Source organism: Enterococcus malodoratus ATCC 43197 (assembly GCF_000407185.1).
GTDB lineage: Bacteria > Bacillota > Bacilli > Lactobacillales > Enterococcaceae > Enterococcus_A > Enterococcus_A malodoratus.
The window spans coordinates 203,136-227,114 of record NZ_KE136481.1 but is presented as its reverse complement, the minus strand read 5'-3'; the positions used below and the strand labels follow the sequence as shown (position 1 = coordinate 227,114).

At 40.4% G+C, this 23,979-nt stretch carries 25 protein-coding genes; 22 read left to right on the top strand and 3 right to left on the bottom strand.

The genetic code is table 11. The annotated features are described in order from the left end of the window. The first annotated feature begins 117 nt into the window (after positions 1-117). The 16 genes from I585_RS01035 (at position 118) to I585_RS00960 (ending at position 17,466) form a co-directional block, all read left to right on the top strand. Positions 118-678 (top strand): hypothetical protein, encoded by a 561-nt coding sequence (locus I585_RS01035; protein ID WP_010739173.1) that lies wholly within the window; start codon positions 118-120, stop codon positions 676-678. 434 nt (positions 679-1,112) lie between these two features. Beyond that, positions 1,113-2,123, top strand: a complete 1,011-nt coding sequence (gene trpX / locus I585_RS01030) for a tryptophan ABC transporter substrate-binding protein (RefSeq protein WP_010739172.1) — start codon at positions 1,113-1,115, stop codon at positions 2,121-2,123. Positions 2,124-2,127: 4 nt separating this feature from the next. Then, positions 2,128-3,009, top strand: a complete 882-nt coding sequence (locus I585_RS01025) for an ABC transporter permease (RefSeq protein ID WP_010739171.1) — start codon at positions 2,128-2,130, stop codon at positions 3,007-3,009. A 4-nt stretch (positions 3,010-3,013) separates the two neighbouring features. Next, positions 3,014-3,796, top strand: coding sequence for an ABC transporter ATP-binding protein (locus I585_RS01020; protein ID WP_010739170.1), 783 nt, complete (start codon positions 3,014-3,016; stop codon positions 3,794-3,796). 582 nt (positions 3,797-4,378) lie between these two features. Further along, positions 4,379-5,257 (top strand): shikimate dehydrogenase, encoded by an 879-nt coding sequence (gene aroE / locus I585_RS01015; protein ID WP_010739169.1) that lies wholly within the window; start codon positions 4,379-4,381, stop codon positions 5,255-5,257. A gap of 21 nt (positions 5,258-5,278) precedes the next feature. Beyond that, the gene (gene aroF, locus I585_RS01010; protein ID WP_010739168.1) at positions 5,279-6,319 is read left to right on the top strand and encodes a 3-deoxy-7-phosphoheptulonate synthase; all 1,041 of its coding nucleotides are present in this window, start codon (positions 5,279-5,281) and stop codon (positions 6,317-6,319) included. Between the two features lie 16 nt (positions 6,320-6,335). Further along, entirely contained in the window at positions 6,336-7,382 is a 1,047-nt protein-coding gene (aroB, locus tag I585_RS01005; protein ID WP_010739167.1) for a 3-dehydroquinate synthase, read from the top strand. An 18-nt stretch (positions 7,383-7,400) separates the two neighbouring features. Next, positions 7,401-8,561, top strand: a complete 1,161-nt coding sequence (aroC, locus tag I585_RS01000; protein WP_010739166.1) for a chorismate synthase — start codon at positions 7,401-7,403, stop codon at positions 8,559-8,561. Positions 8,562-8,577: 16 nt separating this feature from the next. Beyond that, positions 8,578-9,651 (top strand): prephenate dehydrogenase, encoded by a 1,074-nt coding sequence (locus I585_RS00995; RefSeq protein ID WP_010739165.1) that lies wholly within the window; start codon positions 8,578-8,580, stop codon positions 9,649-9,651. A gap of 4 nt (positions 9,652-9,655) precedes the next feature. Beyond that, entirely contained in the window at positions 9,656-10,927 is a 1,272-nt protein-coding gene (gene aroA, locus I585_RS00990) for a 3-phosphoshikimate 1-carboxyvinyltransferase (RefSeq protein ID WP_010739164.1), read from the top strand. A gap of 52 nt (positions 10,928-10,979) precedes the next feature. Then, positions 10,980-11,483, top strand: a complete 504-nt coding sequence (locus I585_RS00985; protein ID WP_010739163.1) for a shikimate kinase — start codon at positions 10,980-10,982, stop codon at positions 11,481-11,483. Continuing rightward, positions 11,483-12,331: a prephenate dehydratase gene (gene pheA, locus I585_RS00980; RefSeq protein WP_010739162.1), complete on the top strand. Its 849-nt coding sequence runs from the start codon at positions 11,483-11,485 to the stop codon at positions 12,329-12,331. Before I585_RS00985 ends, pheA begins: the two co-directional genes overlap by 1 nt. A 96-nt stretch (positions 12,332-12,427) precedes the next feature. Then, positions 12,428-13,612 carry an LCP family protein gene (locus I585_RS00975; RefSeq protein WP_010739161.1) on the top strand — a complete coding sequence of 395 codons (1,185 nt, stop codon included), beginning with the start codon at positions 12,428-12,430 and terminating at the stop codon, positions 13,610-13,612. A 79-nt stretch (positions 13,613-13,691) separates the two neighbouring features. Continuing rightward, on the top strand, positions 13,692-14,537 hold the full coding sequence (locus I585_RS00970; RefSeq protein WP_010739160.1) for a DegV family protein: 846 nt from the start codon (positions 13,692-13,694) through the stop codon (positions 14,535-14,537). A gap of 192 nt (positions 14,538-14,729) precedes the next feature. Then, the gene (locus I585_RS00965; protein ID WP_010739159.1) at positions 14,730-15,209 is read left to right on the top strand and encodes a DUF6530 family protein; all 480 of its coding nucleotides are present in this window, start codon (positions 14,730-14,732) and stop codon (positions 15,207-15,209) included. A gap of 25 nt (positions 15,210-15,234) precedes the next feature. Then, positions 15,235-17,466, top strand: coding sequence for an AAA family ATPase (locus tag I585_RS00960; RefSeq protein ID WP_010739158.1), 2,232 nt, complete (start codon positions 15,235-15,237; stop codon positions 17,464-17,466). Between the two features lie 51 nt (positions 17,467-17,517). On the opposite strand, the gene I585_RS00955 is transcribed toward I585_RS00960, so the two are convergent. The 3 genes from I585_RS00955 to I585_RS00945 are packed head-to-tail and all read right to left on the bottom strand — an operon-like array spanning position 17,518 to position 19,369. Then, positions 17,518-18,057, bottom strand: coding sequence for a TIGR01440 family protein (locus tag I585_RS00955; RefSeq protein ID WP_010739157.1), 540 nt, complete (start codon positions 18,055-18,057; stop codon positions 17,518-17,520). A gap of 23 nt (positions 18,058-18,080) precedes the next feature. Continuing rightward, on the bottom strand, positions 18,081-18,575 hold the full coding sequence (locus I585_RS00950) for an ECF transporter S component (protein ID WP_010739156.1): 495 nt from the start codon (positions 18,573-18,575) through the stop codon (positions 18,081-18,083). Then, positions 18,572-19,369: a bifunctional hydroxymethylpyrimidine kinase/phosphomethylpyrimidine kinase gene (locus tag I585_RS00945; RefSeq protein ID WP_010739155.1), complete on the bottom strand. Its 798-nt coding sequence runs from the start codon at positions 19,367-19,369 to the stop codon at positions 18,572-18,574. The genes I585_RS00950 and I585_RS00945 overlap by 4 nt, the downstream gene beginning before the upstream one ends. A 242-nt stretch (positions 19,370-19,611) precedes the next feature. Here I585_RS00945 and I585_RS00940 point away from each other — a divergent pair, with 242 nt between their 5' ends. From I585_RS00940 to I585_RS23590, 6 genes are all read left to right on the top strand, one after another. After that, complete coding sequence (locus I585_RS00940) at positions 19,612-20,235, top strand: NAD(P)H-binding protein (protein WP_010739154.1); 624 nt, start codon at positions 19,612-19,614, stop codon at positions 20,233-20,235. A gap of 160 nt (positions 20,236-20,395) precedes the next feature. Beyond that, the gene (locus I585_RS00935) at positions 20,396-21,013 is read left to right on the top strand and encodes a hypothetical protein (RefSeq protein WP_010739153.1); all 618 of its coding nucleotides are present in this window, start codon (positions 20,396-20,398) and stop codon (positions 21,011-21,013) included. A 118-nt stretch (positions 21,014-21,131) separates the two neighbouring features. Further along, positions 21,132-21,800, top strand: a complete 669-nt coding sequence (locus tag I585_RS00930; RefSeq protein ID WP_010739152.1) for an HAD family hydrolase — start codon at positions 21,132-21,134, stop codon at positions 21,798-21,800. Positions 21,801-21,815: 15 nt separating this feature from the next. After that, the gene (locus tag I585_RS00925; RefSeq protein ID WP_010739151.1) at positions 21,816-22,331 is read left to right on the top strand and encodes a GNAT family N-acetyltransferase; all 516 of its coding nucleotides are present in this window, start codon (positions 21,816-21,818) and stop codon (positions 22,329-22,331) included. 66 nt (positions 22,332-22,397) lie between these two features. Then, entirely contained in the window at positions 22,398-22,820 is a 423-nt protein-coding gene (locus I585_RS00920) for a VOC family protein (RefSeq protein WP_010739150.1), read from the top strand. Between the two features lie 775 nt (positions 22,821-23,595). Continuing rightward, positions 23,596-23,979: helix-turn-helix domain-containing protein (locus I585_RS23590; protein WP_016249931.1), on the top strand; the 384-nt coding region annotated here is incomplete at its 3' end.

Sequence of the window (23,979 nt, the reverse complement as noted above, 5' to 3'; positions counted from 1 at the left end):
AACAATCCAATATAAAACACGATGCGCTTCCTGAATATATAAAAAAAGTGAAATCCATCCTTGCTGGTAGCGCTTTTAAGAAAAAAATAATATAATGATAAGAAGGGAGGCGTTATTATGGAACGATATTTAGCAACTGCTAAAGAAAAAATACTTAATTTTTGGCGGAATTTTATTATAGTAGTATCGGAAAATGAACGCCGCACCTTAGCAATTTTGGCTGGGCTAGTCATTTTTGCGATTATTTTTTCTACCTCAGCTGCTTTTGCTCAAAAGACAATTCGGCAAGACCAACTAGATGAGTTAGTTTTTGATTCACTAAAATCGGACCACTTAATCCCTTTGGAGTATCAAACGGTCGATCAGAAAATAAAGGATACAAAGGCGATTTCGATTATGTTCAGCCAACCAGACGGGACTTCTTTTAGAAATGTAATGACCGTCTTAGATGATCCCAATCAACAAACGATGCTTAATCGCAAGTTTTATTATTATCCAATTGTCTATGATAGCGAGACGATTGCCCAAAAATATAAACTTGATCCCCGACAGGTGACCTTCATCTTCTTCCATAATGGAAAAGAGAAGAATCGTTTTGTAGTTGAGAGTTTAGCGGATTTGAATAATGAATTTATTCCTGAATTGAATCGTTTACCGATGTGGGACCTTAAAAAGTAAAAATGAGAGTACGAATAAAATAAATGAGTTTTTTTTAATAAAAAGAGTTGACAGTCGATTTTTTTTCGGCTAAACTAACCTCAACCTTAAAAAAGAAAAAGGAGTGACATTCATGAGACACGCAAACTTATCTAATCAATTGAATAGCTGGCAAAACTGGCGTAGATAAGTTGTATTTATGAATTCACTCATAGATACAACGTTTAGGCAACTTCTAAATTTTGTATCTATGCTGGATATTTTTTGATGCTTATTCCCGCATAGAGACTATATCTATGCGGTTTTTGTTTTTTCTAAGACAACTACCGTTAAATTTGGGGTAGTTGTCTTTTTTTGCCAGTTTTTCTAATCGTGCTACAGCTAGTAAACTACTAGTGAGTTAGCAGCCTTCAAGACCAGTACCATCAAAAAAACAAAAACCGGAGGAATTAATCATGAAAAATAAAGGAATTATTGGATCAATCATCGCGTTAGCAGTTGTACTAATCGGGGTATTCGCTTATCAAATGGGTTCGCGTCAAACAGACGCTACAGCAGATAAGGAAGAAATGAAGACTGTCGGTATCTTGCAATTCATCAGTCACCCATCGTTAGATCAAATCAAAGACGGTGTGATCAAAGGATTAAAAGATGAGGGCTATGAAGACGGCAAGAATATCAAAATTGAATTTTTAAACGGTCAAGGTGATCAAAGTAAATTGAACAGCATGAGCCAACAACTGTTAGAAAAAAACTCGGATGTCTTAATTGGTGTTGCAACTCCCGCAGCCAAAGCATTGGCCAACGCGACTAGCGACAAGCCGATCATCATGTCAGCGATCAGCGATCCGATCGGAGCGGGTCTAGTCAAAGATTTGAAGCATCCCGGTGGAAATATCACAGGTGTAAATAATTTAACGCCGGTTGATCAGCAATTAGATATGGCGAAAGAAATGTTCCCTGATGCAAAAACCGTTGGAATGATCTACTCATCTTCAGAAGAAAACTCTAAATCACAAATTGACCGGGCCGAAAAACGTGCGACCAAAGAGGGCTTGACTGTAAAGAAATATGCGATCAGTTCAAGTAATGATATCGCTCAGATCACACAGCAAGCTTGTCAAGAAACAGACTACTTATACATCCCGCAAGACAACACGATCGCCAGTGCCTTCCAAACAATGATCAGTGAGTCAGACAAAGCGAAGAAGCCTGTGTTTGTTTCGGTGGACAACATGGTGAAAGAAGGCGGAATCGCAACTGTGGGACAAAATCAATTTGAGCTAGGTGTTGAATCTGGAAAAATGGCTGCTAATGTATTAAGCGGTAAATCAAAACCAGCAGACACACCAGTCAATGTAATCGATTATGGCGATATGATTATCAATGAAGAAAAAGCCAAAGAATTAGGAATTACGATTCCAGATAAAATCAAAGAAAAAGCAGAAGTAGTTAAAGGGGAGTAGACAAATGGTAATTTCAGCGATAGGACAAGGATTTTTATGGGGTATTTTAGGATTAGGTATTTTCATGACGTACCGGATCCTAAATTTCCCGGATATGACAACAGAGGGTTCATTTCCGTTAGGCGGAGCAGTCTGTGTAACGGCGATCACTAACGGCGTATCCCCGTTTCTCGCGACACTTTTAGGAATCGTCGCAGGTATGTGTGCCGGGTTTATTACGGGCATGCTTTACACTAAAGGAAAAATCCCGGTCATCTTAGCTGGAATTTTAGTCATGTCAGGATTGAACTCGGTGATGCTTTTCATTATGCAGACACCGAATCTTTCCTTGTTGAAGCAGCCAAAGATTCAAGATTTCTTTACGAACCTAAATCTGCCGGATCATTTTGATATCGTATTGTTAGGCTTGATCGCAATCGTGATCATCGTGGTCTTGCTGCTGTTTTTCTTTTTTACAGATTTTGGTCAAGCATATATCGCTACTGGCGATAATGAAAATATGGCGCGTTCGATCGGTATCAACACAGATCGCATGAAAGTGATCGGTTTGACTTTATCAAATGGTGTGATTGCTCTATCAGGCGCGTTGATTGCACAAAATGACGGCTATGCGGATATCGGTAAAGGGGTCGGTGTAATCGTTATCGGTCTAGCTTCGATCATCATCGGTGAGGTCCTGTATGGTGAAGTCACTTTTGTTGAAAGACTTGTCGCAATCGTTTTAGGTAGTATCATTTATCAATTATTGATTTTAATCATCATCAAAGTTGGATTAGATACAACTTATTTGAAGATTTTCTCTTCAATCATTTTGGCATTGTGCTTGATGATTCCAAGATTGAAAGAAGCCTTGAATTTGAAAACTGGATTGGAAAAGGAGGAGTGATCGTATGAACGCATTAGAGGTAAGAAACGCGAGCAAGACCATCAGCAACGGCGTCAATGATAAGCGCAGAATCCTGAACAATGTCGATTTGACGATCGCTCCCGGAGAGTTCGTCACTGTCCTTGGCGGAAACGGCGCAGGGAAAAGCACTCTGTTTAATAGTATTTCCGGCAACCTGCAATTAGACAGCGGAACCGTCTCAGTAATGGGAAAAAATTTAACTAAACTTTCTGAAGAACAGCGTGCGACATCGATCTCTCGTGTGTTTCAGGATCCGAAAATGGGGACGGCACCACGATTGACGGTAGCAGAAAATTTAGGATTAGCAGAAAAACGCGGACTAAAACGGCGATTGCGTCAACGGCAATTAAACCAAAAGAAAGAAATGTATCGTGAATTGTGCAAACTGATCGGCAACGGTCTGGAGAACCACCTCGATACACCAACAGGATTTCTTTCCGGCGGACAAAGACAAGCTTTAAGTTTGCTGATGGCGACAATTACGAAACCCGACTTATTACTATTAGATGAACACACAGCTGCACTCGATCCGAAAACAGCGAAGCAATTAATGACGCTGACTGATCAGCGAATCAAAGAAGAAAATCTGACCTGTTTGATGGTCACCCATAAAATGGAAGACGCTCTGCATTACGGCGATCGCGTGATCGTTATGGAAAAAGGGGAAATCATCAAAGACATCCGAGGGGAAGAGAAGGAACGGATGACGTTAGCAGATTTATTCCTGCTATTTGAAGAGAGCGAGACAGTAGCTGAAGTAATGTAAAAAAAACTTTTTTACAGAAAATTAAAGTAATGGGTTGACTTATCAGAAAAACAAATCTATACTAAGTTCAATCTTAAATCAGTTTGGAGCGGTTTTTATGAATAAGAATAAGAGTACGCACACACAACTGAATAATTATTACTTTAGCTATTTTAGATAGGTTTGTGTTCATGATTCATGGATGCAGACTACAACAAGTTTGTATCTATGATGGCTAAGGATATTAAGTTCGACTTAATGCCACATAGATGAAAATCTATAGTGGCTTTTTCTTTAGTATTTTTTGGGAGACTAGGCTCATTGTAGATTTTCTACAGTGGGCCTTTTTTGTGGCTTCCACGTCGGGCTTCAGCACGATTAGTGGAAGCATACGCGAAAAGAGAATAAATTTATTTTTCCGGTTTTTGGAAAATAAGTTCATTGGTTCCGAAATAGCTGGTTTTAAGTAGCTGATTGAAGGTTGACTAGTGTTATGGAAGGATGCGAGTTACTTTTTCTGCTTTAGCAGATTAGAGGAATCGTATACGATTGGTAAAATTTTTCATGTCAGAAAAAATTATTTAGGAATAGGAGTGAGGAAAGATGGAAAATGAAATTTCAGGAAGAACGCGTTTAGCTGGCTTGTTTGCACTGCCGGCAAGGCACAGCTTTTCACCAATGATGCACACAACAGCGTTCCAGGCAACGGGGGTTGATGCGGTCTATTTAAGCTTTGACGTTCAGCCGGAAAGACTTGGCGAAAGTATTCAAGCCATTCGCGATCTTGAAATGTTGGGAATCAATTTATCGATGCCTCACAAGATGGAAGCCGTCAAATATGTTGATGAACTCAGTCAGGCAGCTCGCTTGATCGGGGCAATCAATACCATCGTGAACCAAGATGGTAAGTTAATCGGGCATATCACAGATGGCATCGGCTGTATGGAAAGTTTGAAGCAAAACGGAATTGAGATCATCGGCAAGAGAATGACGATTCTTGGCGCTGGTGGTGCCGCCACCGCGATTATCACACAAGCGGCGATCGACGGCGTAGAAGCCATTGATGTTTTTAACATCAAAGATGACTTTTATCAAAAAATCGAACCGAAACTGGCCATGATTGCTGAAGAAACCAACTGTCAAATTCAACTGCACGATTTAACAGATGAAAAACAATTGGCCGACTCTTTAGCAGCAAGCAGTCTATTGATCAATGCCACCAATATTGGAATGGCGCCAAAGACAGATCAAATGCCTTTGCCAAATGAAGGACTGCTAAGAAAAGACTTGCCAGTTTTCGATGTGATCTATCATCCAGGTGAAACCAAATTGTTAAAAGCCGCGAAAGCAACCGGAGCAAAAGCAGTTAATGGTTTAGACATGCTGCTTTATCAAGGAGCTGCGGCATTCAACTTATGGACAGGCAAGGAAATGCCCGTCGAACAAATCCAACCATTATTGGAAAAAGAAATTAAAAAATAAAAAGTGAAGGAAGTTTTTACTATGATCTTAATTATAAAAAAAGGTATTCAGGAATCAGAATTATCACCCATCTTATCTCGCATTAAAGAAGAGGGTTTAGGTGTACAAATCAATCACGGAAAAGATCGTTTAGTTTTAGGTCTGCTAGGAGATCCAAAGATTATTCAAAATGTGCCGTTTCAAGCATACAGTGTTGTTGAACGAGCAGTAGCGATTTCAAACACCTACAAATTAACGTCAAGAGAATTCCATCCACAAGATACGGTTGTTGATGTTGATGGCGTAAAAATTGGTGATGGCAGCTTTGTAACAATGGCTGGTCCTTGTTCAGTCGAAGGCGAAGAGCAAATTATGGAAACAGCACGCATGGCAAAAGCCGGCGGAGCAAAAATCTTACGCGGCGGAGCATACAAACCTCGTACTTCTCCATACGCTTTCCAAGGGTTAGGTGAAGAAGGCTTGAAGATCATGCGCAAAGCCGCTGATGCTCATGGCCTAAAGGTAATCACAGAAGTTATGGATGAAGCTCATATCGATGTTGTCTGCGAATACGCTGATATCATTCAAATCGGTGCACGAAACATGCAAAACTTTCGCTTATTAGAAGCAGTTGGTAAGACAGGTAAACCAATCGGCTTGAAACGCGGAATCTCAGGTACGATCCAAGAATGGTTGAATGCCGCTGAATACATCGCTGTTCAAGGCAATTCGAAAATCATTTTCATTGAACGCGGGATTCGTACTTACGAAACAGCGACACGGAATACCTTCGATTTAAGTGCCGTGCCATTAATCAAAAAATTGAGCCATTTCCCAATCATCGTTGACCCAAGTCACGGTACAGGCGTTTGGGACCTAGTTGCCCCAATGGCTCGCGCAGGTGTTGCTAGTGGAGCGGACGGTATGATCGTCGAGATCCATCCTGATCCATTGCACGCATGGTCTGATGGTGAACAATCATTGAATGAGAAAAACTACCTTACAATGATGAGTGAAGTTGAGATCATGGTTGAAGCGATGCAAAAGGTTAAAGCACTGACAAAAGAAGCTTCACTTATCTAAGTAGGGGGAACGTTTCATGGAAATTGTTTTACCAGAAAAAACGTATGAGATCATTGTAAAACGTCATGCCTTAGATTCTGTGGGCGAATGGATCGCCTCACTTTGGCAAAATAAAAAAATCGCGATTATCAGCGATGAACATGTTTTTCCGATTTACGGGAAAAAAATCAAGCAGCAATTAGCCGACTACGAGGTATGCCATTATACAGTACCCGCAGGTGAAAGCAGCAAATCATTGAAAATGGCGAATAACCTTTACGATTTTCTAGCCGATCAGCAATTTACTCGCAGTGACGCTGTCATCGCTTTGGGCGGAGGTGTTGTTGGCGACTTGGCCAGCTTCGTTGCTTCTACTTATATGCGAGGTATCGCGTTTGTTCAGATACCGACCTCATTACTAGCTCAAGTCGATTCTAGTATTGGCGGAAAGACAGCAGTGAATTCAAGTATGGCTAAAAATATGATTGGTACTTTCGCTCAACCTGATGGTGTATTGATCGATCCAGAGACATTAAATACGCTGCCCGAACTTCGAGTTCGTGAAGGCATCGCGGAAATCATCAAATGTGGGGCAATCAGTGATGCTTCACTGTGGCAAGACCTTGAGAAACTAACAGGAATCCAAGATCTTTTAGACCATAGTGAAGCGATCATTCTCAAAGCTCTGCAAGTGAAGAAAACAGTTGTAGAAGAAGATGAGTTCGATAATGGGTCACGTTTATTGTTGAACTTTGGTCATACGATCGGCCACGCGATCGAAAACACTGCCGGCTATGGAAAAATCAGCCATGGTGAAGCAGTTGCGATCGGAATGGTGAAGATATCCCAGACGGCGGAGGAAAAGAACCTTTCACCAGCTGGAATCACCAACAAGATCATGGCGATGAATCAAAAATATCAATTGCCAATCGAGTATCAGCCTTGGAACGCTGAAGAGTTTTATTCCGCCATCACCCATGATAAAAAGGCGCGGGGAAACAGTTTAAACATTATTTTACTAGAAGACATCGGTAAAGCTTATATTCAAAAAATCAAACTAACAGAAATCAAAGACTTTTTATAAGTAGAAGGGAAGTAGTTTATGCGTTACTTAACAGCTGGAGAATCTCATGGACCAGAATTAACTACGATCATTGAAGGTGTTCCAGCAGGGCTAACACTTTCCGTTGAAGCAATCAATCACGAATTATCTCGCAGACAAGGCGGGTACGGCCGCGGTGGACGAATGAAGATCGAAAAGGATCAAGTCCGGATCACCTCTGGCATCCGTCATGGCAAAACTTTAGGTTCTCCAATCACGATGATTGTAGAAAACCGCGATTGGAAAAATTGGCAGAAGGTCATGTCAGTCGAAGCCGTAGCAGAAAAAGATGAAAAATTACGCCGCGTTTCAAAGCCGCGTCCCGGTCATGCTGATTTAGTCGGCGGAATGAAATACCATCATAGCGATTTACGCAATGTTCTAGAGCGTTCTTCTGCTCGCGAAACCACAATGCGGGTAGCAGTGGGTGCCATCGCCAAACAAATTTTGGCGGCCGTCGATATCGAAATCGCCAGTCATGTGGCAATCCTTGGCGGGATTGAGGCGACTGTGCCAGAGGAACTGAGTGTCAAAGAGATTCAGATAAAGGCAACCGTATCAGAAGTCAATATGGTAGACGAAACAGTCGAAGAGTCAGTCAAAGAATTGATCGATCAAACTAAAAAAGCAGGGGATACAATTGGCGGCGTTGTAGAAGTCCGAACAGACAATGTACCGGCAGGATTAGGCAGCTACGTTCAATGGGATCGCAAGCTGGACGGAAAAATTGCACAAATCATGATGAGCATCAATGCTTTTAAGGGTGTCGAATTCGGTATCGGATTTGAAGCAGCCAGACAACCAGGCTCGAAGGTTATGGATGAAATCGTTTGGGATGAAGGGTACAGCCGTACTAGTAACCATCTTGGTGGTTTCGAAGGCGGAATGACCAACGGCGAACAAATTATCGTGCGGGGTGTTATGAAGCCGATCCCTACTTTATACAAACCACTAATGAGTGTCGATATTGATACAAAAGAACCTTACAAAGCGAGTGTTGAACGCTCAGACAGCACAGCGGTACCAGCCGCTTCAGTCGTAGCAGAACATGTCGTTGCTACAGTATTGGCAGAAGAAATTTTAGAAAAATTCTCATCCGATACGATCGATGAATTGCAACAAGCGGTAGCAGAATACCGAGAAGCTATCAAAAACTTTTAAGAGAGAGGGTACGTCTATGAGAAAGAAAGTGTTCGTCTTAGGACTTGGTTTAATTGGCGCTTCACTTTGCCGGGCTATTAAAAATCCAACAATCGAGCTTTTTGGTTGGGATTATTCGGAAGAAACCCGCGAAATTGCAAGTGAAGTTGGACTAGTTGATCAAATTGCTTCTATTGAAAGAGCACCTGAGATGGACGTGATTATTTTAGCCGTACCCGTTCTATCCACATTGCATTATTTGCACGAGCTGGCGCGTTTGCCGCTGAAAGAATCGGTAATCGTCACTGACACAGGCAGCACAAAGAATGAAGTAATGAAATTAGCAAAGACATTGCCATTTACCTTTATCGGCGGTCACCCGATGGCAGGATCGCACAAATCTGGTGTCAAAGCAGGTAATCCAAATCTTTTTGAAGAAGCTTACTACATTTTGACACCGCCAGAAGGAACCGATGCGGAACCTCTAATTGAACTGTTAGAGCCGACGAGAGCAAAATTCGTGGTGATCGAACCTGAATCTCATGATGAAATCGTAGGTGTTTTGAGTCATTTGCCTCACATCGTGGCTTCAGGTTTGGTAAGAATGAGTGACAAGTTGGCAGAGGAGCATCCGCGAGCGAGCCAATTGGCCGCCGGCGGGTTCCGTGATATTACTCGGATTGCTTCATCAGACCCGCAAATGTGGACGGATATTTTATTAACCAATCGGACTATCCTGCTAGAGTTGATTACAGGTTGGCAGGAAGAAATGTCCAAGGTTCGTGAAAGCCTAGTGCAGGAAGACCAACCTGCCATCTATGATTTTTTCAGTCAGGCAAAGCACTCTCGCGATCACTTACCTGCAAAAGATCATGGAGTTATTCCAGCATTCTATGATCTTTACGTCGACATACCAGATATCGCAGGTGCGATCGCCAAGGTTATGACGATCTTGAGTGACGCTGATATCTCAATTATCAATTTGAAAATCCAAGAAACGCGGGAAGATATTTTCGGTGTTTTCGAACTTTCATTCAAAAATCAGGCAGACTTGGAAAAAGGGCAACTGCTAATTGAAGCAGCAGATTTTCGTTGTCGCAGAAGGAGTTGAACAAATGGAACTATTGAAAACAAAAACAGGGCTAAAGGGTGCATTGACCGTACCAGCAGATAAATCAATTTCTCATCGCAGCATTATGTTTGGTGCGATCAGTCATGGAAGAACAACTATTCACAATTTTTTAAGAGCTGAGGATTGTTTAAGCAGTGTTGCTGTTTTTAAGGCCTTAGGAGTAAAGATTGAAGATGATGGGGAAGATATAATTGTTGAAGGTGCAGGATTCAATAATCTGAAGGCGCCCAAAGATATCTTAGATGCCGGAAATTCCGGAACAACAATGCGTTTGGTTTTAGGAATATTGGCAGGGCAGCCTTTCGATTCAAAAATTGCCGGAGATGCTTCATTGAACCGCCGTCCAATGGAAAGAGTCATGGGACCCTTACGAACGATGGGAGGAAACCTTCAAGGCAAAGACGGAAGCGAGTTTCCGCCAATCGAAGTTACAGGAACCAGCTTATCAGCTATCTCTTATGAAATGCCGATCGCCAGCGCCCAAGTAAAATCTGCGATTCTTTTTGCAGCATTACAAGCTGAAGGTTTGACCACTATTATTGAAAAAGAAAAATCACGCAATCATACAGAAGAAATGATCAAGCAATTCGGCGGAGAGATTTCAGTTGATGACAAAACAATCACTGTATCGGGGGGACAAAAGCTGGTTGGCCAAGAAGTGACCGTGCCAGGAGATATTTCCTCTGCAGCCTTTTATCTAGTTGCAGCCAGCTTATTGCCAGAAAGTGATCTCCATTTGAAGCATGTCGGTGTAAATCCAACACGTACTGGTATTTTAGATGTTTTGCAGGACATGGGAGCAGATATTCAACAAGTCGGATTTGACCAGCAGAACCAAGCGGCTGACTTATTGATTAAGAATGCGCCATTAAAGGCAAGCGAGATTGGCGGAGAGATCATTCCACGCTTGATTGATGAACTGCCAGTTATTGCTTTGGCAGCAACACAAGCAGAAGGAACAACAATCATTCGTGATGCACAAGAATTAAAGGTGAAAGAAACAAATCGGATCGATGCAACAGCAAAAGAACTAAACAAGCTGGGTGCGAACATCGAAACCACCGATGACGGGATGATTATTCATGGTCCAACACCTTTGCATGGCGGTGCCGTCGACAGTCATGGCGATCATCGTATCGGAATGATGCTGCAGGTTGCCGCTCTATTGACAGAAGAAGCAGTGGAGTTAAGTCATCCTGAAGCGATTAATATTTCTTACCCAGATTTTTTCACTGACTTGAGTTCATTAATCTAGAATAATAACTGGCCTGAAAATGAGTACCTTAAATGAAGAAGGAGAATGTCTAATGGAATCAATCGTCTTAATTGGCTTTATGGGAGCCGGAAAAACAACGATCAGTAAAGAACTTGCCGCTACACTGAATACTCGTGTGGTGGATATGGATGATGTCTTGGTTGAGCGCATTGGTCAGCCGATCAGCGATTATTTTGAAGAACATGGAGAACCGTCTTTTAGAGAGCATGAGACCAACCTCTTAAAAGAAGCGCTAAATGAGGAATCAGTTATCGCGACTGGCGGAGGCGTGATCTTACAAAAAGAAAACCAAAAAGTTTTATCTGATAAATTGGTTGTTTATTTAAAGGCTGACGCGAATATCTTGGTTCAACGTATTCGTGAAGATAAAGTAAATGTTCGTCCTTTAGCGATTAAAAATGACGATGGGGATTTGAAGAGATTGTTCTTTTCGAGAGAAAAACTTTATGAAAAGTTAGCTAAAATCACCGTAGATACCTCAGAAAAATTGCCTGAAGAGATCGTTAATGAAATCATTCAACAGGTCGCGTCCTAATGGAAGTTGGCTATTTAGGACCTAGAGGATCGTTTACTTATAGCGCGGCAGCAAATTTCTTTTCAGAGGAAGAGCTGCTTCCATATGACTCTTTGACGGCTTTGCTTGAAGAACAAAGAAAAGGTACTTTGGATTATTGTGTCGTCCCAATCGAAAATACTATTGAGGGCTCGGTATTACCTACCTTGGATTTGATCTTTCAAACATTACCGACGATTCAAGCGGAAATCGTGTTGCCAATTCAGCAGCAATTGATGGTTCATCCTACCCATGCTGATTCATGGGAGGAGACAGCATTGATCTGCAGCCATCCGCAAGCTCTGGCACAATCCCAAGTATTCATTATGAATCATTTTCCAACTGTTGATATTGAACAAACAGGATCTACTGCACAAGGGGCACAAAAGGTTGCTGACAACCCAGCTATGAAATACGCGGCGATTGGATCTAGAGATGCCGCAACACAATTTGGTTTAAGTATTGTACAAGAAAACATTCAATCCATTGGTGAAAATGAAACCCGCTTCTGGGTGTTAGGCGCTAAACCACTGAAAGGCGATTTACCTCAAGGGCAGAACAAAGCGACTCTGCTATTTGATCTAGCGGCAGATCATCCGGGGGCACTGTATCAATGTTTGGCAATTTTTGCAGCAGAAAAAATCAACTTAACCAAAATTGAGTCGCGCACACAAAAAACCAAATTAGGGGAATATTTCTTTATCATTGATTTAGAAACACCTGAGGATGGGAAACTTCAGAAGGTGCTGCATCAACTAGAAAAACAAAATTTTTCTGTCACATTAATTGGTGATTACCCAACTTATATTCCAAAAGTTAGAAAATCTTAGTAGTTAAGGTTTTCTAATTTTTTTTGGTAAAAATAAGACAAAGGGCAGATGATTTGCTATTTTATTAATAATAGTAATGAAATGAAGAGGTGCACTATGAGCCGAATGGATAAATATAAAAAGATCCACGAGGAGAGTCAGAAGGACGAGAAAAAACCTTTGGGCTTTCGACGTGAGATGAAAAAAGACCCAAAAGCCGCATCAGAAAAAGCCCGGTATGAAGACCCCGTTTATGAGCAACCGAAAGAACCTTTTCGTGAACCAGAAGAGGAATTTTACTATGAAGATCATTATCAAGAACCAAAGAAAAAGCAATTTGGGTTTAAACTGCCAAGCATAAAAAATCCATTTAAACGAAAACCAAAAAACCCGTATGAACCAAAGCCAAAGAAAAAGCGACGCTGGCGCAGAACTTTAGTCATGATTCTGATCGCGATTTTAGGCTACTCTGTGATTTCTTTTGGGATTGGTAATTTTGCCGCAAAGCATGATTCTTCCATGCCAAAGATCGAGACGCAGGAATTCAATGGCGTGAAATCAGAAAACGGCAAACGAAATATTTTACTCTTAGGCAGCGACACGCGAGACAATATTAGCGGTCGGTCGGATTCAATGATGGTTTTGCAAGTCGACGGTTTTGGAAAACCTAAGCTTGTCTCCTTTATGCGGGACATGTATGTCAACATTCCCGGAGTCGGACAGAATAAGCTGAATGCGGCTTATGCCTATGGTGGGGCTGACCTTGTTCGCCAAACATTAAAAGAAAATTTTGGCATTGATTGCCGCTATTACGCGATGGTGGATTTCCAAACCTTTGAAAAAGGAGTGGATGCCTTATTTCCTCGCGGAGTTCAAATTGACGCGGAAAAGGATATGAGTTCCTATATTGATGCACCGATCAGTAAAGGTCCGCAGCGGATGAATGGTCATACCTTATTGAACTACGCCCGCTTTCGAATGGACGAAGAAGGGGATTTTGGACGTGTGCGCAGACAACAGCAAGTTATGCAATCCGTCTTTGGACAGCTGATCAATCCTCTAGTATTATTGCGCGGTCCTTATGCCGCCGGTAAAATTTGGGGATATCTCTCAACGGATATGCCGAATACGTATGTGGTATCACATCTCCTCAATTTTGCCAAAGCTGTCGGAGGGATCGATCGTTTAACATTGCCGGTTGATGGCTCATGGTCCTACATTGATACGGATAATGCCGGTAGTGCGCTTGCCGTTGATACGAACCAAAATGCGCAGTCTGCTCAAGGCTTTTTAGGGAAGTAACGGGATTTTGATTCCCATGATTCTTTGAGTATGCTATATTATAATTATTGTAAATTTTGATTGAAACGAGGAAGCGAATATGAAATTAGCGATCGTGACAGATAGTACCGCCTATCTGAATGAACGCATGCGCAATCATAAAGATCTATTTATTATCCCAATCCCTGTCATTATTGACGATCAACCGTTTGAAGAAGGCGTGGATATTGGTTATGAAGAGTTCTATCAAAAGTTAAAAAGCAGCAAAGATTTCCCCAAGACTTCTCAACCAGTTCTTGGAGAAGTTTATGAGTTGTACCGTTCGATTAAAGAGCAAGGCTATGACACTGTTATCAGTATCCATTTGTCTGAAGGTATTTCAGGCTTTGTTCGCACACTGACTGCAATTAAGGATGATATCGATGGCTTGCAGATCGTTCCTTATGATTCAAAGATCACGAGTGTTCCGATGGGCTATATGGTAGAGAAAGCTTTGGAAATGAGCGATCAAGAGCGTTCATTGGAGGAAGTATTAACCGCAATTGATACTATTCGCGATACCACGAATGCGTATATAATCGTTGACGATTTAGATAATCTGGTTCGTGGCGGTCGTCTGACTAATAGTGCTGCGATTATTGGTGGCTTACTAAAAATCAAACCGATTTTAACTTTTGAAGATGGCAAAATTGTTTTAGCAGAAAAGATCCGTTCTCTAAAAAAAGCCCTGCAGCGTACAGAAGAGATTATCGAGGAACGCCGTCAAGAGAATCAAGAAGACTTAAGGATTTTTGTCATTCACGGTAATAACCCTGAACTAGCTCAGCAAGAATATGAGAAATTAAGTCAAAAATATCCCAATGCAACGATTGATATCGGCACATTTGGTCCCGTTATCGGTACGCATTTAGGCGACAAAGCCATTGCTCTTGGTGTCGCAAAATAAACAAAAACTCACTAACGACTTATTGAGGACGTTTAGTGAGTTTTTTGTTTGCATAAATTGCCTGAATTGCGTATTCTGACTTCATTAGTAGTTTAGTAATTTACTAAATTAGTGAATGCTGTATAATTGGATAATTAGACTTAAAATAAGCCGATTTTTTGACGGCTTTATTTGAAATTAGGAGGAATTAGAATGAAGATCCCAACAAATTTAAAACATAAACCGGTCTTTTTAGTAGAAGATTACGATAAAGTTGATGGACATCATGCTTGGGAAAGTGATGCCAAAGGTCTGACTTTAGGATTAGCTCAATGGAACGATCGCGGACGTGTCGACATTTCAGGGAAGGTTTGGCGTCATACAGGTGAAAAATGGTCACGCCAATCAGAAGAATTACCGATAACACGTATTTTGGATTTAGCGATTTTAGTCGCACAATCCAGTATTTACTTGCAAGATGCCTATCGCTATGAAAAATTTTACGATCCTGAAAATCCTAAAGTTGAAATAATTGGACTGCAGGGAGGCAGGATGGAGGTCCAAGTAGATACGGAAAATCCTAAGATCGATGAAGATATCGTTTTATTTAATGATACGATGAATAAAGACGGCGACTTGATCGCACAACGGTACCGCACATTAAAACGTCTATTAGACGAACTAGGCTATTAAAAATTTCGATTGCGAGGTGAGTTACATGGATAAGACTTTTGTCCTAACAGAGGAACGAAAGTTTACCAAGTTAGAAGAACAAATGATTTGGCAAAAACCGTCCAGTCATAAAACGAGTCAGGAAGAAATAAGAATCGCAGCGGAGATCAAAAATAATTGGCTTGATCCTGAAATGAAGATTATGAATATTTTGCTGGAGGGAGATGCCGGATCAGGAAAGACACAACTTGCTCGAGCACTTTCGGCTGATTTACAGCTGCCGTATACAAAAGTGACTTGTTTTGCGGATATGGATAAGACAGATGTTTTTGGCGCGCTACTGCCTGTTGTTTCGAGTGATGATAACGAAGATCAAGAATTACTGGAGGCTATTTATCAAACGGACTCTTTACAGGACGTTTTGTCAGTGATCGAAACCCATTTTCAAATTGATGCCAATCAGGCAAAAGAACGATTAAGCAAGCTGATCGAACGATTGGATAGCGATGAAAAAGCTGCCAGTGTGGACTATAAATTTTATCCCTCAGAAATCGTTCGCGCGATGCAAAAAGGCTATTTGCTTGAAATTCAAGAACCAACAGTGATTCGCGATGCTTCTGTCCTAGTTGCTTTAAACTCCGCGTTGGAACCAAACGGCTTATTGAATATTCCTACTGGGATCATTCGGAGACATCCGGATTGTATTGTTGTCATTACGACTAATCGTAATTATCAGGGAAACCGTCCGTTAAACGAATCCTTGCGTGACCGCGTACAGCATGCCGAAAAAATGGACTTGCCTTCGATTGAGGTTATGATCGAACGTGCGATCGCTAAGACTAATTTTACGGATCGAGAGTATCTAGAGATCATGGCGGAAATTATTCGCTTACTAGATGAAACAGCCAAAGCTAACGCAATCAAAGGAGTCGCTGGCATGCGCTCGTATTTTTTCTGGGTCAACAGTTTGAAACAAGGCCAAGATCCTTTAGAAAGTATCTTTCCAAAAGTACTCTATAAATTGACCACCGACGAAACAGAATTAAAAATATTACAAGATGCCTTGGAACAAAGTAAGTTATTAACCGCACTGCAACAAGTAAAGAATCAACAAAAGTTGCGGCAAGGAAGAAGAATCAGTCAGGACGAAGCAGATCTGCGGAATATTACGGAAGAGTCCGAAGAAGCCACTCTGAAAAGTGAAGCGCAAGATGCTGGTTCCTCAACAGCACCAGAAACGATCGAGACAGAAGAAGCTACACCTGAGAAAACAAAACAACCAGAAGCGGCAAGTATCTCTGATGAGGCGGAACGAAGTGATGCCGATGCTCAAAGTCAATCAGCGTCAGTTGATGAAGAAGATAAGATTGGTTCGGCGATGTCGCTTGATGAACTTACTGAGATAGATAAGACTAAACGAAAAGAGCTCAACCGTGAAATTCGTGAGAGTTTGAAAGAAACGATCCACGCGAAAGAAGGAACGATTCTTCATCGTCCAACGATCAATGAAGCCGCGATCAAAAACGGCCAGGAATTGACCAAAATGGTTTCGCCGGAAGTAGAAAGCTTAAGTCGTGTAATCAATGATCTATTGAACAAAGAAGTCAGCAATGACTATGCTGGCGGCAAGTATTACGGCTCACGATTCAATCCAAGTCATGTCGCATACGGCGATTTGCGGAATTTCGACAAGAAAAATCCGCCAAATGAACAACCTTCATTGGCTCTAGCCGTGCGCGTCGATGAATCAGGATCGATGCTGCGTGATGATCGAATTCAAAATGCCAAGTTAGCAGCAGTTGCGTTAAGTTTATTTGCCGAAAAGACCAATATTCCATTGATGCTGTATGGCGATTCGGCCGATCTTAGTCAGCGGGAAAAAACGTCGATTTACTCCTACAAAGAGTTCGATGATGGTTATGACTTTATGGCAGCAAAGATTGCGACCATGAAACCTCGACAGAATAATCGTGACGGTGTGCCACTACGACTATTGGCAGAAAAGCTTAGTCAACAGGCTGCCGATACTAAAGTTTTACTCTCTATTAGTGACGGCCAACCGAAAGCTTTGCCTGATTATTCGGGTGAAAAAGCCAGACAAGATATCCAAGCGGTTTTAGCTGACTATGAACGGAAGGGAATTCTGTTTATTGCTTGTGCTATCGGCGAAGATAAAGAACAGCTCCGGACACTATATGGCGAAAATAATTTTGTTGATATTTCAGATATTTCGACATTGTCGCAACAACTCCTGCAATTGATTGCACGTTTTGTCTAAAAAAATCCCTGCGAATCTTTCTTCGCAGGGATTTTTAGCTTTTTAAAATTTTTAGTACGTTGCGCGAGGACCGCCAATATATTTTGGACGACTGCGTAAAGCAGTTACATGGGCACCGCCTAATTCCTTAATTGAAGGACGTACTGGCACTTGCACATATTTAACATGCATGCCGATAGAAGTATCACCAATATCAATTCCGGCTTGAGCAACGATGTGCTCGACCTCTACAGGATCGCTGAACTGTTCAAACGCAGCAACAGAGCATGAACCGCCCGCATGTAATGCTGGTTTGACTGAAACAATCTCCCAATCTTTTTTCTCGGCAAGCTCTCGCTCGACAACTACGGCACGATTAATGTGTTCGCATCCTTGAACCGCCAAATAGATTTTCTTAGGATCAAGAATAGATTTCAAAGTCTCGATCACCCATTGGCCAACTTCTTGGCTAGAGTTTTTTCCAATTGTTCCGCCAACGATTTCACTCGTGGTACAGCCTAATACAAAAACATCGCCAGCCTTAAGATTTGCCGCATCCAAGACATCGTTGACGATTGTTGTTAGTTGTTGTTGTAACTTTTCTTTTTCCATTTTAAATAACTTCTTTCTGTGAACTATTTATATTGAGGATGGCGTAGCACTCTTTGTAACGCTTGAAAAAGAGGGACCGTCACCGCGATACCGAAAATATTTTGAACACTATTGCCCGGCAATGAAGCCAAGCCCGCTGGCCAGCCAAATAAAAGCGCAGTTGCTAAGGCATAACCAGTGATCATAAATAGACTTGCGAATAGGAAGCCTAATGTAAGACCTTTTTTGTTGGGAAACTTATTATAAAGATAACCCAAAATGAAGCCTTGGATACCATGAATGAGGATTGAAAAAATCGCCCATTCGGGATAGCCAGATATCAAATCAATCAATCCGCCGCTTAAAGCCCCAACCATAAGCCCGCCGGTTGGACCGAAAAGCAGCGCAGAGGCATAGATTCCAACCTCGCAAAGTGTGACAAATCCTTTGGTGGCAGGAATTGGAATAATGAAAAGAATGGACAGCGTCACAGTCAACGCAACCATCATCGCAAGTTTTGTCATTTCTCTTGTTTTCATACCAAAACCCCCGCATTCACACTGTCACCGAACCAGACATTTCCTTCGCCATTTTTTAACCGAACACCATTTTTGATTCCCTGATAAACAAACTCTTTACTCTCACTGATTGCTGTTACTAATTCCTTGCCTAAAACCAAATTGGCGGTAATTGCTGACGCCAACGTACAACCAGCACCATTAATAGTCACTTCAGTTAATTTGGGTTTAGAAAAGAATTCAAACTGATCGCCATCATAGAATAAATCAGAAGCCAGTTCACCGGAAAGACGTTCGCCGCCTTTGATTACCACAGAAGAGGCACCCAAAGCTATAATTTTCTGAGCCGCCTGTTCCATTTCAGCTAAATTGGTAATTCTCTGTTGGCTGAGTATTTCAGCCTCTTTCAAATTTGGTGTGACAATCGTAACGAAGGGAAATAATTCGATTAATTTGTTGCGGTAGGCCTGACCATATACTTGATCAGTTTCCTTAAATGCCATTACTGGATCTAGTACAATCGGACCCTCAAAATCTTGAATAAAGCTCTTCACGATATCAAGGGAATCCAATTGATGGACCAAACCGATCTTTATTCCGGCCAAGTCTAAATTTTCACTGACGGTGGTCAGTTGCTCTCGAAAAAGTGTTGATGATAAATCGTTTATCTCAAATTGGTTATTTTTGACCACTGCGATACAAGTAATCGCGGTAAGGCCAAATAAATGATAATTCTCAAAAGTTTTTAAATCTGATTGCAATCCGCCGCCGGCTAAAGTGTCCGAACCAGCGATTGTCAGAACTGTTTGTGTCATAAAAAAGCTCCTCATAAGTTCATTCGTTTATTTGTATCGAATTAATCAATACAGGATGATCAATCTGCTCACTAGTGAGTAAAAGATCAGAATGACTTCGTTAATGATTCTTATTATAAAGTTGTCTAAAAAAAAATAAACAGCCAATTGGTTGTTTTTTATCTCATCCAATTATGAGTGGAAATAGTTGTCTCTAATCAGAAAATAAGTTAGCATATTTGATGAGGAAAGGGGTCATTTGTATGAAAATATTTATTGCTGGTGCGACTGGACGGGTCGGCGAAGAATTAATTAAAGATCTTGTTAAGAAAGGTCATTATGTTTATGCGGGAGCAAGACGCGAAGGAGAGATTGAGTCAAACGACTCAGTTCAACCAACTCATCTAGACTTGCATGGAAGTGTTGACGCTATTGCAGATACTTTGTCCGATGCAGAAGCTGTTTACTTTGTTGCTGGATCACGCGGAAAGGATTTATTGCAAACGGATCTATACGGTGCGGTGAAACTAATGCAGGCTGCAGAACAAAAGGGAATTAAGCGGTACATTCACTTAAGTTCACTATTTGCTTTGCAACCAGAAAAATGGAGTGAAGCACTGACAGATTACAACATATCGAAATTCTTTTCTGATAGCTGGCTGATTGATAAAACAAACTTGGATTATACAATTTTACAACCAGGCAACCTAAAAGAGACACCAGGGAGCGGGAAAATAACCACAGGAATTGAGAAAAAATCAGAAAACTCGATTGAAAATGTGGCTGCCGTTTTGGCAGAATTGCTTGAACAAGACAATACGATAAAAAAAGTGATTTTGATGGGGGACGGAGACGTACCAATCGAAGAGGCAGTGAAAAAAATATAAAGAAAATGGTCCACTCAGCAAGAACCCTTGTCTGAGTGGATTTCTCTTTTCGAAATTCAGACGAGACGAAAAATATTAAATAATTTCTTAGTCTTTCTGTCTACTTAATGATAAAATAGAGGTTGCTGAAATGTGAATTCCGTGATTAAGGAGAGACCTTATGAATCTTCAAAACATTCATGATCTTAGAATCGAAGAGGGGGTCCAGATGATCCGAAAAAGGAAAATTGCGAAATATTATATGAAAGAGCAAGGCTTTGATAAGAGAGAAGCTTATGAAGCAGCTAAAAAGACGCAGCCAGAATTCGCAGAGGCGCGTCATCTTTATCTTGCCTTATTTTATGAAGCCAAGCCCGTCTTTGCAGACCGAAATGAAAAAGAAAAAGCATTGAGAGTTTATCAAGTTTTCAGCACCATTGCTTTACTCTGCTTCGTTATTTGGTTATTTAGTAATGGCTACCTCAATAAATCCAGCGTGACAGATAATTTTCTTTTGATTGCTTTAGTGATCAATTTGGCTATTACTAGTTATTTTGACGAGAAAGTAACTGAACGAATCCATGATAGAAAAACCAAGGAGTTATTGCGCTACGAGCCGGAATCTTTAGAAAAATTAGCACACGTTGAACAAATTAAACGAAATATTTTTCGTGCGGAACACCGAGGGTTGAAACTTGTTGAAGAAAATAAAGAAGAAGCAGAAAAAAATCCAGAACCTCCAACAAAAATAATCACAATGGAAAAAATAAAAGCACTACGTGACAAAATAAAAAAATAGCCGACTGCGTAAAACAGATACGTGATTGGCTATTTTTTTGTATTTCTTGAGTCTAGTTGCTTTTTATGAAACGGTTTGCAATAATTTGTTTTATGAGTGACGAAGGAGGAATAGTATTATGATCAAAACAATCATTTTTGATATGGATGGCGTTATCGTTGACACTGAGTTTCAGGATTTCAAAATTCAACAGGACTTCATAAAAAAGGAAAATCCAGCCATTGATCTAGCAAAAGCGAACTTCGACGTATTAATTGGACAATCCTATCGTATGCTTTACACGACATTAAAAGATTTTACCGCTAGCAATGAACCAATCGAGAAAATAAAAGAACGGTTTGAACGATTTAATGCTGTCGCGTATCAGTCAATCGATTATCAGCAGCTTTTTCGTACAGATATTCTTTCGATTTTAAAGTGGGCTAAGAAGAATAGCATATTACTGGCAGTGGCTTCTTCTTCAACGCACGAGCATATCATCGAAGTTTTAACTTCTTGCGATATAAAAGAATATTTTGATGTGATTTACAGCGGAGAGTTTGTCGAAGAAAGCAAACCAAATCCAGCGATTTATCAAAATACCTTGAATCTGCTAGGTGTTGATCCGGAATACGCAATCGCCATCGAAGATTCTTTTTATGGCATTTCCGCAGCAAAGGCCGCAGGTATTACTACTATTGCTTACGAAGAAACACGCGCAGCCATAGATCAAAGCGCCGCGGATTATTTAGCGAAAGACATGGTAGAAATTTATAGCATTATCCGTAAATTGAAACAATCAAATTAAGGGTGGCGCAGCTTGATGACTGAAGATGCATTTATTTTTCAAAAAATTGCAATCAATGATTTTCCATTTCTAAAATCGATCCTGCAGGATGAAGAATTAATGCTGTTGGGTTGGGGGAAAACATATACGGATGCTGAGGTAATGGAATGGATCGAAAAAATCTCGCAACAATACACTGAGTATGGCTATAGTTACTTCATAGTGAAAAGCTCAATAGTTGATAAGCCGATTGGTATCGCAGGAATTCTCAGGACAACGATTGATTCACAACCATTTGATGAAATTGCCTATATTTTAAAGAAGGAATATCAGGGAAGAGGGTATGCAACAAAAATTGCTCGCGAACTCATTGGCTTAGCTTTTGCAGAATATCATTTATCGCAAGTAGTTGGACAAGTCGCAATAGAAAATAGTTTTTCAAAAAAGGTCCTTGAAAAAAAAGGAATGAGCTATGCTTTTAATTACCAACGGGAACAGAATGATGGGAAGAAGAAATACTTAGTTTATCAATTGTCCAACGATTGCGGATAATTTAAGCTGAACACAACTTGCCTTTACCAAACAAATAGCAAATAATAATAGAAAAGGAGGATGAGTATGAAACAAAGTATCGTTCATATTGCTTTAGTTGTAAACGATTACGATGAAGCAATCGATTTTTATACCAAAAAACTAAATTTTGATTTAATAGAGGATACTTATCAAGCCGAGCAAGACAAAAGATGGGTAGTTGTATCACCACAAGGTTCAAATGGCACGACAATTCTTTTGGCCAAAGCCTCAAAACCAATTCAAAAAGACTTTATCGGAAATCAAGCGGGAGGGCGTGTCTTTTTATTTCTCGGAACAGATGATTTTTATCGAGATTACAATGAAATGCTCTCAAAAGAGATTGAGTTTGTTAGAGATCCTAAAGTAGCTGATTATGGAACTGTCGCTGTTTTTAAGGATCTATATGGAAATTTATGGGATTTAGTCCAGTTTAATGACGATCACGCAATGAACAGCCGTGTATTTTAAAAGCTCTAATATCAAAAAAGCTGAGAAATCTCTTGAAATGAAGGTTTCTCAGCTTTTTAAAATTTAAAAAAAATGCGGAAGTAGAAGACAGATCATGAAATAATTTTAAAAGCTTTTACAGCGCTTACATAGATGAGAAAATTTTAATAGTCCTGACATCAATACTTTAATCATATCAGTAAATAAGCAATGCAATCTTTAAAATAAACATCAGACTTTGAATTGATTAAACTTAATCGAGCGTTAGCAAAATGATAAGTTTTTAAAAGAAATGAAATTATTTCAGCTAAAAATTTTACAAAGTTTCTAAGTACAAAAAATAAATCTTTGGTTAGCAAAGCATTTAAATTAGTAAATCAAAAAACGAACGCCAATAAAAACGAACATAAAATTCTTTTTTCAAAAAAACTCACAAATCAATAGAATATAATCGCATGGTTAAAATGGATAAATAGTTAAAATAATTAATATGTGGATCAATGAATCCCAATATCTGTATACTAAAAACTACTATTTAGCTCCTGGATAGCAAAATAAAGCGCAACAAACCTCCACAAACTTATATTGATGCTCGTTATTTAATATGATACGATGTGCCTGCATACGGTAGGTAATACGATTTGATTATGAACACAGATATGATAGCCTTGTATCGGCTGAGCTGACTTGTCTTAAGTTAGCTCCTAGTTGGAAGCGGATCTCATATCTGTGAAGGTTCATTGTCAAATCATTCGTTGCCGTAGTAATTAATAGAGCAAGGGAGCTAGTTTGATACATGGTATATAAGCATTTAACCGCTGAAGAGCGCGGGAAAATTGAAGCCTATCTTGACGAAGGATTACGACCAGCTGAAATAGCACGTAGATTAGATCGCCATCGTTCAACAATCACTCGGGAGATTCAACGGGGGACTGAAGCTAGAAAAGCCAACAGTATCGCACGGTTGCCTTATCAAGCTTCAAGTGCACAAAATATTGCTAAATTGCGGAAAAAGAACTGTGGAGTTACTAAAAAAGCCACGATTCACAATATAAAAACTATTTTAAAATATCTGAATCTAAAATATTCTCCAGAACAAATTGCACATTCCGTTAAAAGCGTAAAGGTATGTACATCCACGATCTATAACTGGATTTACTCAAAAACCATTGATTTCAAC

What these genes read in the sequence shown, in the direction of transcription:
- I585_RS01035 (WP_010739173.1), top strand. Translation starts at nt 118, where the DNA reads ATGGAACGATATTTAGCAACTGCTAAAGAAAAAATACTTAATTTTTGG.
- trpX (WP_010739172.1), top strand. Translation starts at nt 1,113, where the DNA reads ATGAAAAATAAAGGAATTATTGGATCAATCATCGCGTTAGCAGTTGTA.
- I585_RS01025 (WP_010739171.1), top strand. Translation starts at nt 2,128, where the DNA reads ATGGTAATTTCAGCGATAGGACAAGGATTTTTATGGGGTATTTTAGGA.
- I585_RS01020 (WP_010739170.1), top strand. Translation starts at nt 3,014, where the DNA reads ATGAACGCATTAGAGGTAAGAAACGCGAGCAAGACCATCAGCAACGGC.
- aroE (WP_010739169.1), top strand. Translation starts at nt 4,379, where the DNA reads ATGGAAAATGAAATTTCAGGAAGAACGCGTTTAGCTGGCTTGTTTGCA.
- aroF (WP_010739168.1), top strand. Translation starts at nt 5,279, where the DNA reads ATGATCTTAATTATAAAAAAAGGTATTCAGGAATCAGAATTATCACCC.
- aroB (WP_010739167.1), top strand. Translation starts at nt 6,336, where the DNA reads ATGGAAATTGTTTTACCAGAAAAAACGTATGAGATCATTGTAAAACGT.
- aroC (WP_010739166.1), top strand. Translation starts at nt 7,401, where the DNA reads ATGCGTTACTTAACAGCTGGAGAATCTCATGGACCAGAATTAACTACG.
- I585_RS00995 (WP_010739165.1), top strand. Translation starts at nt 8,578, where the DNA reads ATGAGAAAGAAAGTGTTCGTCTTAGGACTTGGTTTAATTGGCGCTTCA.
- aroA (WP_010739164.1), top strand. Translation starts at nt 9,656, where the DNA reads ATGGAACTATTGAAAACAAAAACAGGGCTAAAGGGTGCATTGACCGTA.
- I585_RS00985 (WP_010739163.1), top strand. Translation starts at nt 10,980, where the DNA reads ATGGAATCAATCGTCTTAATTGGCTTTATGGGAGCCGGAAAAACAACG.
- pheA (WP_010739162.1), top strand. Translation starts at nt 11,483, where the DNA reads ATGGAAGTTGGCTATTTAGGACCTAGAGGATCGTTTACTTATAGCGCG.
- I585_RS00975 (WP_010739161.1), top strand. Translation starts at nt 12,428, where the DNA reads ATGAGCCGAATGGATAAATATAAAAAGATCCACGAGGAGAGTCAGAAG.
- I585_RS00970 (WP_010739160.1), top strand. Translation starts at nt 13,692, where the DNA reads ATGAAATTAGCGATCGTGACAGATAGTACCGCCTATCTGAATGAACGC.
- I585_RS00965 (WP_010739159.1), top strand. Translation starts at nt 14,730, where the DNA reads ATGAAGATCCCAACAAATTTAAAACATAAACCGGTCTTTTTAGTAGAA.
- I585_RS00960 (WP_010739158.1), top strand. Translation starts at nt 15,235, where the DNA reads ATGGATAAGACTTTTGTCCTAACAGAGGAACGAAAGTTTACCAAGTTA.
- I585_RS00955 (WP_010739157.1), bottom strand. Translation starts at nt 18,057, where the DNA reads ATGGAAAAAGAAAAGTTACAACAACAACTAACAACAATCGTCAACGAT.
- I585_RS00950 (WP_010739156.1), bottom strand. Translation starts at nt 18,575, where the DNA reads ATGAAAACAAGAGAAATGACAAAACTTGCGATGATGGTTGCGTTGACT.
- I585_RS00945 (WP_010739155.1), bottom strand. Translation starts at nt 19,369, where the DNA reads ATGACACAAACAGTTCTGACAATCGCTGGTTCGGACACTTTAGCCGGC.
- I585_RS00940 (WP_010739154.1), top strand. Translation starts at nt 19,612, where the DNA reads ATGAAAATATTTATTGCTGGTGCGACTGGACGGGTCGGCGAAGAATTA.
- I585_RS00935 (WP_010739153.1), top strand. Translation starts at nt 20,396, where the DNA reads ATGAATCTTCAAAACATTCATGATCTTAGAATCGAAGAGGGGGTCCAG.
- I585_RS00930 (WP_010739152.1), top strand. Translation starts at nt 21,132, where the DNA reads ATGATCAAAACAATCATTTTTGATATGGATGGCGTTATCGTTGACACT.
- I585_RS00925 (WP_010739151.1), top strand. Translation starts at nt 21,816, where the DNA reads ATGACTGAAGATGCATTTATTTTTCAAAAAATTGCAATCAATGATTTT.
- I585_RS00920 (WP_010739150.1), top strand. Translation starts at nt 22,398, where the DNA reads ATGAAACAAAGTATCGTTCATATTGCTTTAGTTGTAAACGATTACGAT.